At 54.5% G+C, this 9,046-nt stretch carries 8 protein-coding genes; 2 read left to right on the forward strand and 6 right to left on the reverse strand.

The features are described 5' to 3' along the window. Positions 1-7 precede the first annotated feature (7 nt). From pstB to JNK54_04170, 5 genes are read right to left on the reverse strand one after another with little or no spacing between them, the layout of a single operon-like run. Positions 8-820: a phosphate ABC transporter ATP-binding protein gene (gene pstB, locus JNK54_04150; protein ID MBL8023459.1), complete on the reverse strand. Its 813-nt coding sequence runs from the start codon at positions 818-820 to the stop codon at positions 8-10. Further along, entirely contained in the window at positions 798-1,568 is a 771-nt protein-coding gene (locus JNK54_04155) for a phosphate ABC transporter ATP-binding protein (protein ID MBL8023460.1), read from the reverse strand. Before JNK54_04155 ends, pstB begins: the two co-directional genes overlap by 23 nt. Then, a complete protein-coding gene (gene pstA, locus JNK54_04160) occupies positions 1,565-2,473 on the reverse strand; it encodes a phosphate ABC transporter permease PstA (protein ID MBL8023461.1) in 909 nt (302 codons plus the stop codon). The genes JNK54_04155 and pstA overlap by 4 nt, the downstream gene beginning before the upstream one ends. After that, positions 2,470-3,408 carry a phosphate ABC transporter permease subunit PstC gene (gene pstC / locus JNK54_04165; GenBank protein ID MBL8023462.1) on the reverse strand — a complete coding sequence of 313 codons (939 nt, stop codon included), beginning with the start codon at positions 3,406-3,408 and terminating at the stop codon, positions 2,470-2,472. The genes pstA and pstC overlap by 4 nt, the downstream gene beginning before the upstream one ends. A 5-nt stretch (positions 3,409-3,413) precedes the next feature. Then, complete coding sequence (locus tag JNK54_04170; GenBank protein MBL8023463.1) at positions 3,414-4,238, reverse strand: phosphate ABC transporter substrate-binding protein; 825 nt, start codon at positions 4,236-4,238, stop codon at positions 3,414-3,416. 221 nt (positions 4,239-4,459) lie between these two features. On the opposite strand from JNK54_04170, the gene JNK54_04175 reads away from it, so the two are divergent. After that, positions 4,460-4,966, forward strand: coding sequence for a hypothetical protein (locus tag JNK54_04175; GenBank protein ID MBL8023464.1), 507 nt, complete (start codon positions 4,460-4,462; stop codon positions 4,964-4,966). Here JNK54_04175 and JNK54_04180 read toward each other — a convergent pair. Then, positions 4,963-6,261, reverse strand: coding sequence for a peptidoglycan DD-metalloendopeptidase family protein (locus JNK54_04180; GenBank protein MBL8023465.1), 1,299 nt, complete (start codon positions 6,259-6,261; stop codon positions 4,963-4,965). The two genes, JNK54_04175 and JNK54_04180, sit on opposite strands and share 4 nt — an antisense overlap. Before the next feature lie 130 nt (positions 6,262-6,391). Between JNK54_04180 and JNK54_04185 the strand changes: the two genes are divergently transcribed. Continuing rightward, entirely contained in the window at positions 6,392-8,845 is a 2,454-nt protein-coding gene (locus JNK54_04185) for a glycogen/starch/alpha-glucan phosphorylase (protein ID MBL8023466.1), read from the forward strand. Positions 8,846-9,046: the final 201 nt, after the last annotated feature.

A 9,046-nucleotide genomic window follows, 5' to 3' on the forward strand; every position in this document is an offset into this window, starting at 1 on the left:
TGGTGGGTTAGCCGAATCGTCCCGTGATGTATTGTTCCGTGCGTGTTTCTTGGGGGCTGGTGAAAATACGACCGGTGGGGCCGAATTCCACCAGTTCTCCCAGGTAAAAGTAAGCGGTCATGGCAGACACCCGAGCGGCTTGCTGCATGTTGTGGGTGACGATGACGATGGAATACTGTTCCTTCAAACCTAAAATCATTTCCTCAATCCGCTGGGTGGCGATGGGGTCCAGCGCGGAACAGGGTTCGTCCATGAGCAAAACGTCGGGTTTCACCGCCAAGAGCCGGGAGATGCACAAGCGTTGTTGTTGTTCTGGGGGGAGGGTGAGGGCGGGTTCATTCAGTTTGTCTTTGACTTCTTTCCAAAGGCCAGTGGCGCGAAGGGACTGTTCCACTATTTCCGGAAGACGTTGTTGGGTCTTGAAATGATGAACACGTGGGCCGTAGGCCACATTTTCGAAAATGGAGATAGGGAACGGATTGGGGCGTTGAAACACCATGCCCACTCGCTTGCGGAGGGAAATAAGGTCGATCCCCGGTCCTAAAATCGTTTGGCTGTCCAGAAGGACTTCGCCTGTAATTCGTACCCCCCGAATGAGATCGTTCATTCGATTGAACGTTCTGAGAAGAGTGGATTTACCGCACCCCGATGGCCCGATGAAAGCGGTGATGGTACGGGGCGGAATCGGGATGGTCACATCTTTTAACGCGTGGAAATTCCCGTAATAGAGATTGAGGCCCCGGGTCTCGATGACGGGGGGCGCGGAGAGAGTCTCCGGGGCGGGTTGAAGAGGGAGATCAGCCAAAACGTCCGGAGACATAATCCGCGGTCCTCTGTTCTTTAGGGTTTGTGAAAAGTTGCCCCGTTTCGGAGAGTTCCACCAGTTCCCCCATGAGGAGAAAAGCGGTCCGATCCGATGTCCGGGAAGCTTGTTTTACGTTGTTGGTGACCAGCACAATCGACATGACTTTTTTGAGGCCCTGCATGGCTTCTTCAATTTTTGCTGTGGAAATGGGGTCGAGGCCCGAACAGGGTTCGTCCAAAAGGAGCACTTCGGGATGCAGCATGAGACTGCGGGCGAGACATAGGCGTTGCTGTTGTCCGCCGGAAAGAGCCAACGCCGAGAGGTTCAAGCGGTCTTTCACTTCGTCCCAGAGAAACGACGCCCGGAGGCTTTCTTCCAATCGTTGTTCAAAGTCCGCGCTCTTGTTTTGAAATCGGAGACCCAACCGGAGATTGTCCGCAATGGACATGGGGAGTGGAGTGGGAGTGGCGAACACCATACTGACACGGCGGCGGATAGCGGAGACATCGATTCCAGGCGCTAAAATATTGTCGTCATCCAACAGAAGTTCACCCGAGATGGTGAGCCCGTCTTCCAAATCGGTCAGGCGGTTCAAGCATCGTAAAAAGGTGGTTTTGCCGCTTCCGGCGGGGCCGATGATGGCCAATATTTCGTTCTGAATGAGAGAAAGGCTGACGTCTTCCAAAAGGGCTTTGTCTCCCGCGGTGATACGAATCTGACGGGCGCGGATCTTTTCTTTAAGGGCGGGGGTGGAAAGGCTCATCGGCCCTGGAGCCTCCGTCGAATTTTGGATCGAATGATGATGGCCGTGAAATTAAGCCCAAAGGTCAGGGCCAAGAGGACAAGCACCGTGGCGTAGAGAATGGGCATGGTGGCGTCCACGTCCGGCGATTGAGTCGCCAAAACGTACACGTGGTAGCCCAATTCCATGAACTGGTGGTTAAGCCGTGTGGGCAGGTGGGGCAAAAAGTAGGCGGCCCCGGTAAAAAGGATAGGCGCCACTTCCCCGGCTCCTCGGCTCACGGCCAAAATGGTCCCCGTTAAAATACCTCCCACCGCCTGGGGCAACAGCACATGTCGGACCATTTGCCAGCGGGTGGCGCCGAGGGAATAGGCGACTTCCCGATGGTTTTGGGGAACCACACGAAGGGCCTCTTCGGTGGACACCACCACGGTGGGCAAGGTCAAGAGCGCCAGGGTTAGCGCGGCCCACAGAATGGCCGGCTGGCCGAAATAGAGATCCCCCCCGAAAAAAAATGTGTCGAGCCCACGCCCCACGAATTGGATGAAAAACCCCAATCCGAACAAACCAAAAACGATGGCCGGCACGCCCGCCAGGTTTTGAATGGCCAGGCGAACCAGGTGAACCCAACGGGATCCTTTGGGGGCGTATTCTTGGAGGTATATGGCGGTGGAGACGCCTAAGGGCACCGCGGCCAGGGTCATCAGAAGGACGAGGGCGGCGGTTCCGAAAATAGCGGGAAAAATACCGCCTTCCGTCATGCCGTGCTGTGGAGCTTGGGAAAGAAAGGTCCAGGAAATATGCCCGATCCCGTGGCGAACAATGTTGCCCAGGATCAGGGCCACCATGAGGGTTAAAGCGAGACACGCCAGACCCGTGGCCACGGTGAAAAAGACGCTGGTGAAATTTATCCAGAGCCGTTTCATCGTTTCCCCGTAAGTCTCCGGTTCATCCGTCCGACCCAGGCTTGGCCCAGGAGATTAATGGTAAACGTAAAAATGAAGAGGAGGACGCCGATAAAAAAGAGCACATGGTAATGGGGGCTTCCTCGGACCACTTCTCCGAGTTCAGAGGCCACCGTGGCCGACAAACTGCGGAACCCTAACCCCAAATCCCAGTTCGGGATCGCTTGATTGCCCGAAGCCATGAGCACAATCATGGTTTCCCCGATGGCCCGGCCAAACCCTAAAATGCCTGCGGCGAAGATTCCAGGAAAGGCGGCCGGCAAAACCACTCGGCGGGCGGTTTGCCAAGGCGTGGCGCCCAACGCGATGGACCCCTGTCGATAGCTTTGGGGAACCGCGGTGAGGGCGTCCTCCGCCACGGTAAAGACGATCGGAATGACGGCCAAGCCCAGGGCGATCCCACAGTTGACGGTATTTAATCGGTAGTCCAGACCAAAAAAATCTTGAACCGTCGTGGCCATGACAATGAGCGCGAAAAAGCCCAACACCACAGAGGGAATACCCGCTAATAATTCAATGACAGGTTTAACGATTTCGCGAAGCCAAGGGGGGGCGAATTCGGACGTAAAGAGGGCCGCCCCCAGGGCCAGGGGAAACGCAAACAGCAAGGCCACCAGGGTGACTTTCAACGTTCCGATGATCAAAGGCCAGAGGGAATATTTCGGGAGTTCTGACACCGGTTGCCACATGTAACCGGGGGGTTCTCCTTCTTCGGGAACCTGGGCTAAAAAAAGTTTAGAAAGGCTCGCTTCCTGCCGAGCCTCAGCCGATGTGAAAAGGGGAACCGCTTCTTTTCCTATAAAAATGAAAATTAAAATAAGGGCCGCGATAGCCACGCCCGCGCTGACGCGGATGCCGTATTCGATGACGTGTTCCATCAGTCGTTGTCGAGTCATGGGTCTTAGGGTTTCTTCAAGGGGTAATAACCGACTTTGCTGACGATGCTTTGGCCTTCAGAACTGAGAACGAAAGCGATGAAATCTTTAATGGCCCCTTCGGCGGGGCCGCGCAAATAAAAATAGAGATCGCGGCTGATGGGGTAGGTGCCGTCCAAAATATTCTCTTCGTTGGGATAGATCCCAGGAGAATTCGCGTCAGATTTGATTCCACAGAATCGGATTCCTTTAGCGTATGCGGCTCCTCCGTAGCCGATGCCGCGTTTGTCCCGCGCAACAGAATTGGCAACGGAGGCTGTTCCCGGAAGGCATTGGGCGTAGGGGGTGAAATCCTTTTTTTTCAGCACGTGTTCCTTAAAAAACTCGTATGTGCCGGAATTGTTTTCCCGTGAATAGAGGATGATTTTTTGATCTGGGCCTCCCACCTCGCGCCAATTGGAAACTTTTCGTCGGTAAATAAGCGCCACCTGTTCCAGGGTGAGTTCCTTCAAGGGATTCTCCTCGTGAAGGTAGACCGCGATACCGTCTTTGGCCACGGAAATTTCAACGGGGTTCCGCCCCGTGAGTTCCTTGAGCGCCGCCCGCTCTTTATCTTTCATCGGTCGGGAGGAGGCACAGATATCGGTGGAGCCTGAAAGGAGTGCGGCGATCCCCGTGCCGGACCCTCCCCCGGTGACCTGGACCACCACGTCCGACCGTTCCACCATATACCGCTCGGCCCAGCGTTGGTTTAAAATCACCATGGTGTCGGAACCCTTGATGGTGACTGTTGGAGCGGCCGCCCCGTTCAGGGCGAAAAAAGAAAAGGTGATGGCCAGGAGTTTTTTCATAGGGGAGAATCTATCACTTTCGAGGAAAGTTCGGGAGGGGATTCTGGGGCAATGTGGGGAAATGGTTTAAGCCGGGAGCGTCTTTGTTTATTTAAAACGCATGACAAACAGCACGATAGCGCGTCTTGGCAGGTGTGTCGCAAGATATTGGGGTGAAGTCGAATAGAGAGTCGGGAGGGTTTGTATCAGATGTCGGGGATTTAGATAAAAGGGGCCAGGGTATGAGCGCACAACTACCGGATCGGATTATTTTTCAAAATCGGGAGTACGATATCATTTCGTTTTCCCCACATAAACTATTTGATCCGGCCCCATGGGGATTAGAGCCATCGTCTCCTCACAGGGCCTGTCTCCGGGGCACCTTGGCCACTTTTGCCGTTAAAGAGAACATCCTCCATTTACAAGATTTACGGTATTGGACACACCGTTCCCCTTTACTGGGGCTGGGTGCCGGTAAAATGATTCGAGAAGAAGAGGCGGGGGAGTGCCCGGGTTATCTCTATCAGGGGATTAACGCGGTCATCCCCTGGAGTGGGCAACTCGTCTTAGGCCGTTCGTTTTTCTGGCCGCTTCTTTTGCCCCGGGGCTTTCAACCGGCGTGGAAGTATAAAGAGGTCATGCAATTGGTCTTTGAAGAGGGATCTCTTCGCGCTTTTGGAGATATGAGCAAAAAGATAGCCCGGGTTCGGGCGGAAGTATTGGAGACGGTGGCCGCGGCAGGATTTTAGGTTGGTGAGGTTAAAAGATTTTCAAGCGGGGTCAGGATCGTGTCCCTCTCCGCTTGGAACGCCATTTTTTTGTTGGAGGGAACGGATCCCGCGGAGGGAATTTTCAGGGTTAGGAAGTTGACGGTTGTTCCATTTTTGAGGATTTCAAAGTGCAGGTGCGGGCCGGTCGAGAGGCCCGTGGATCCCACATAGCCGATCACCTGCCCTTGATTGACCTTCGTCCCCGGGCCCATCTTCTTGGCGAACCGGGAAAGATGTCCGTAGTAAGTCGTGTAGGTCCCGTTGTGGCGCACCTGCACCAAGTTGCCCAACCCGCCCTTCCTTCCACGAAAAATAATTGTTCCATCCCCAACGGAAACCACGGGGGTTCCTGTCGCCGCGGCGTAATCCGTACCGTGGTGGGGACGCCACCGGCGGAGGATAGGATGGAATCGCCGGTTCGTGAAGCCCGACGAAATTCGACGGAAATTGAGCGGCGCGTGAAGGAAGGCTTTTCGTAAAGAACCGCCCTCTTTGTCGTAATAGCTCCCCATGAACCGGGTCGCCGTGTGATGGCCGGTAGCTCTCCCGTCGTAAATGGCCCCTAAAATTCGCACATTGACCAACCGCTGGTTTGGGGTCCGTTCCTCTTCCCAGGTGAGGGCGAAACGGTCTCCATCTCGGGTTTCGGTTAAAAAATCGATGGACCAGGCAAAGATGTCGGCCAGCTCCACAATCACATTCGCTTCCATGCCTTGTTTAGACAGGCTGGCCCACAGCGATTCGGAGATGTTTCCGGAAGCGGTCTTTTGCGTTCGCGCAAGCGGGACGGCTTCTTTTCGCGCGGTCAGGGTTGGGCCGGCGGGTGAAGTTTCCGTAAGTGTGTCGAGGACGGGAGGGGGGACCGATTCGACAATGTATCGTTCAAGACGACGGACGATGGAAAGGCTTTGAAACTCGCCGGAAGTGCTGTGGTGGACCTCGTAACGGTCTCCCGCGTTAAGGGTGCGCGGGTTAAGGTGTTTGGCAAGGGCTTTCACAATGGCGACGGATTCTTCGGGAGAGATGGAAGCGTCTTTTAAGACATTGTACAAAAGAGTCCCTCGGGAGAAAGACCCTGCCGAAACGACAAAACGGGAAACCTCCTCTGCCTCGAGGGGAAAATCCGAAAGGGAATCGTTTCCGCTCCTCATCCGGGAAAACAACCACAGGGTCACAATCCCCACGGCGAACAGGACCAAAACCCACAGTCCCAGTCGCACGGGCTCATGGAGTTCCCCTTGCTCAGAAAAGAGCGCTCGAACGCGTCGTCTCACGAAAGGATTATAAAGCGAGGCCGTCCCGCTGTCAAGAAATTCAACCCTTTTCAGTCCCTTGCCGATAATTCTATAGTGAGTTAGCGAAAGGCGTGTTTCTTGAATCGGTAGGACACCAGGAGGCATCATCATGACGAAGGGCAATCTTCCCCAAGGCGACCTGAAAGAAATCATCGTCCGAAATTTGCGAACGACCAGCGGGCGAACCCCCGAATACGCCACCAACAATGACTGGTACTTAGCCCTGGCGTTAACCGTTCGGGAGCGGGTCTACGGGTCCATGGACTACGTCATGGGTCGGTTAAGTCAACCGGATGGCCGGATGGTGGCGTATCTCTCGGCCGAATTCCTGCTCGGTCCCCATCTTCGCAACCACATTATTAATTTGGATTTAAGCGGTCCTGTGCAAGAGGCGATGACCGCCTTGGGGCTTACCCTGGAAGACGTCCTGGCTCAAGAAGAGGAACCAGGCCTTGGCAATGGAGGGTTGGGGCGATTGGCCGCGTGTTATTTGGATTCTATGGCGACTCTGGGGATTCCCGCCAAGGGGTACGGCATTCGATACGAATTTGGAATTTTTAATCAGATGATTCGAGATGGGGTCCAAGTGGAAACCACCGACAAATGGCTTCGACGGGGAAACCCGTGGGAAATTCCCCATCCGGACTTGGCGTTCAAGATCGGGTTTGGAGGGCGTACCGAAAGTTACCGTAACGCCGGGGGACGCGTTCTTTGTCGCTGGATTCCCAATTGGGTGGTCAATGGCGTGGCCTACGACACACCCATGACGGGGTACCATTCCCCCAGCGCGGCCCTTCTGCGGTTGTGGAAAGCGGAAGCCGTGGAGTCTTTTGATTTCGGTGCGTTTAACAGTGGGGATTATTACCGTGCGGTTCAGGACAAGATCACCTCTGAAAACATTTCGAAGGTTCTTTACCCCAACGATGACGTGATTGAGGGCAAGAGACTGCGGTTGGAACAACAGTATTTCTTTGTTTCCTGCACCCTTCAAGACTTGATCCGCGTAAATTTGGCCCTTAAAAATCCCCTCACCCAGTTCCATAAGAAATTTGCGGTGCAATTGAACGACACCCATCCCAGCGTGGCGGTGGCGGAACTGATGCGCCTTTTTGTGGACGAGCACGGGATGGCCTGGGACACCGCCTGGGCCATCACCCGGGAAACATTTTGCTACACCAACCACACCTTACTTCCTGAAGCTCTGGAAAAATGGCCGGTGGGTTTGTTTGGGTCTATCCTGCCTCGCCACCTCGAAATCATTTACGAGATCAATCGCCGGTTTTTAGAACAAGTCCGTCAGGACCGTCCGGGAGATGAGGACCTGATTCGCCGCGTGTCGCTCATTGACGAAGCGGGGGAACGTTACGTTCGGATGGCGCACGTGGCGGCAGTCGGAAGCCGTGCCATTAACGGGGTGGCCCAACTGCACACGGATTTGCTTAAGCAAGATGTGCTTCGGGATTTTCAAAATTTGTTCCCCAATAAGATTGTCAATATTACGAATGGAGTGACCCCTCGACGGTTCGTGGTGGGTGCCAATCCCGAACTTTCCCACCTGATCACTGAGGCCATCGGGGATCGATGGATTCTCCATTCAGAGGAGGAACTTCCTAAACTACTTCCGTTGGCTCAGGATGCCGCGTTCCAGGGGAAATGGCGAGAAATCAAGCGTCATAACAAACAAAGGCTTGCCGCGCTGATTCTGGACCGAACGAATTGGGCCGTGGATCCGGAAAGCCTTTTTGACGTTCAGGTCAAACGTATTCACGAATACAAACGTCAGCATCTCAGTGCGCTCCACATTATTCGACGCTACCTGGACCTAAAAGAAAGACCAGGGAGCAAACCTGTGCCACGAACGTTCGTTTTTGGCGGGAAAGCCGCCCCAGGATATTTCATGGCGAAGCTGGTGATTCGGTTCATTAATGCCGTGGCGGAAGTGGTGAATCGGGATCCCGAAACCCGAGGAATTTATCGTGTGGTCTTTTTCCCTAATTTCAATGTAAAGAACGGGGAATTTATTTACCCGGCGGCAGAATTGTCGGAGCAGATTTCAACGGCGGGGAAAGAAGCCTCCGGGACAGGGAACATGAAGTTTACTTTGAACGGAGCCTTGACGATTGGAACCTTGGACGGCGCCAACGTGGAAATCCGCGAAGCGGTGGGGGCAGAAAATTTCTTCCTCTTTGGGAAAACGGTTCCTGAGGTCGAAGCCCTCTGGCGCGGGGGCTACGATCCCCGCCGCTATTATGAATCCGAACCACGACTTTCTGAAGTGTTGGATTTGGTTTCTTCGGGGTTCTTTTCACCCCAAGACCGCGGGCTGTTTCGGCCCTTGGTGGACTCCCTGTTGCATCAAGACCCTTACCTGCTCCTGGCGGATTTTCCTTCTTACATTGACGCTCAGGAATCTGTGGATCAAACCTACCGAAACGCGGCCCGCTGGACGGAAATGTCCATCCGGAACGTGGCCGGCGCCGGGCGATTCTCGTCCGATCGGTCCATCCGTGATTACGCCAGGGAAATCTGGAACATATCCCCCCCCGAACGAAACGGACGTTAACCCAAAATCCCCAGTTGAACCACGGGATTCGACAAAAAAATCGGGCCTTTTCCCTTCATAAAAAAGTTTGTCCGTAGTCCCTGCGACCGCGTTAGAAGAAATGCCGCGTGGGAGCGGCCTACGGCCTGCACTTTTTTGTTCGTAAAAAAGCCCGCTTTTTTCGTCTCGCATCAGCGGCTCTGCCGCCTCAGGTGCCAGGCT

The sequence above is a fragment of the Elusimicrobiota bacterium genome (genome assembly GCA_016788905.1).
Taxonomy (GTDB): Bacteria; Elusimicrobiota; Elusimicrobia; order FEN-1173; family FEN-1173; genus JADKHR01.

Coding starts and splice junctions, on each gene's coding strand:
- JNK54_04170 (MBL8023463.1), bottom strand. CDS start 4,238: ATGAAAAAACTCCTGGCCATCACCTTTTCTTTTTTCGCCCTGAACGGG.
- JNK54_04155 (MBL8023460.1), bottom strand. CDS start 1,568: ATGAGCCTTTCCACCCCCGCCCTTAAAGAAAAGATCCGCGCCCGTCAG.
- JNK54_04185 (MBL8023466.1), top strand. CDS start 6,392: ATGACGAAGGGCAATCTTCCCCAAGGCGACCTGAAAGAAATCATCGTC.
- JNK54_04175 (MBL8023464.1), top strand. CDS start 4,460: ATGAGCGCACAACTACCGGATCGGATTATTTTTCAAAATCGGGAGTAC.
- pstB (MBL8023459.1), bottom strand. CDS start 820: ATGTCTCCGGACGTTTTGGCTGATCTCCCTCTTCAACCCGCCCCGGAG.
- pstC (MBL8023462.1), bottom strand. CDS start 3,408: ATGACTCGACAACGACTGATGGAACACGTCATCGAATACGGCATCCGC.
- pstA (MBL8023461.1), bottom strand. CDS start 2,473: ATGAAACGGCTCTGGATAAATTTCACCAGCGTCTTTTTCACCGTGGCC.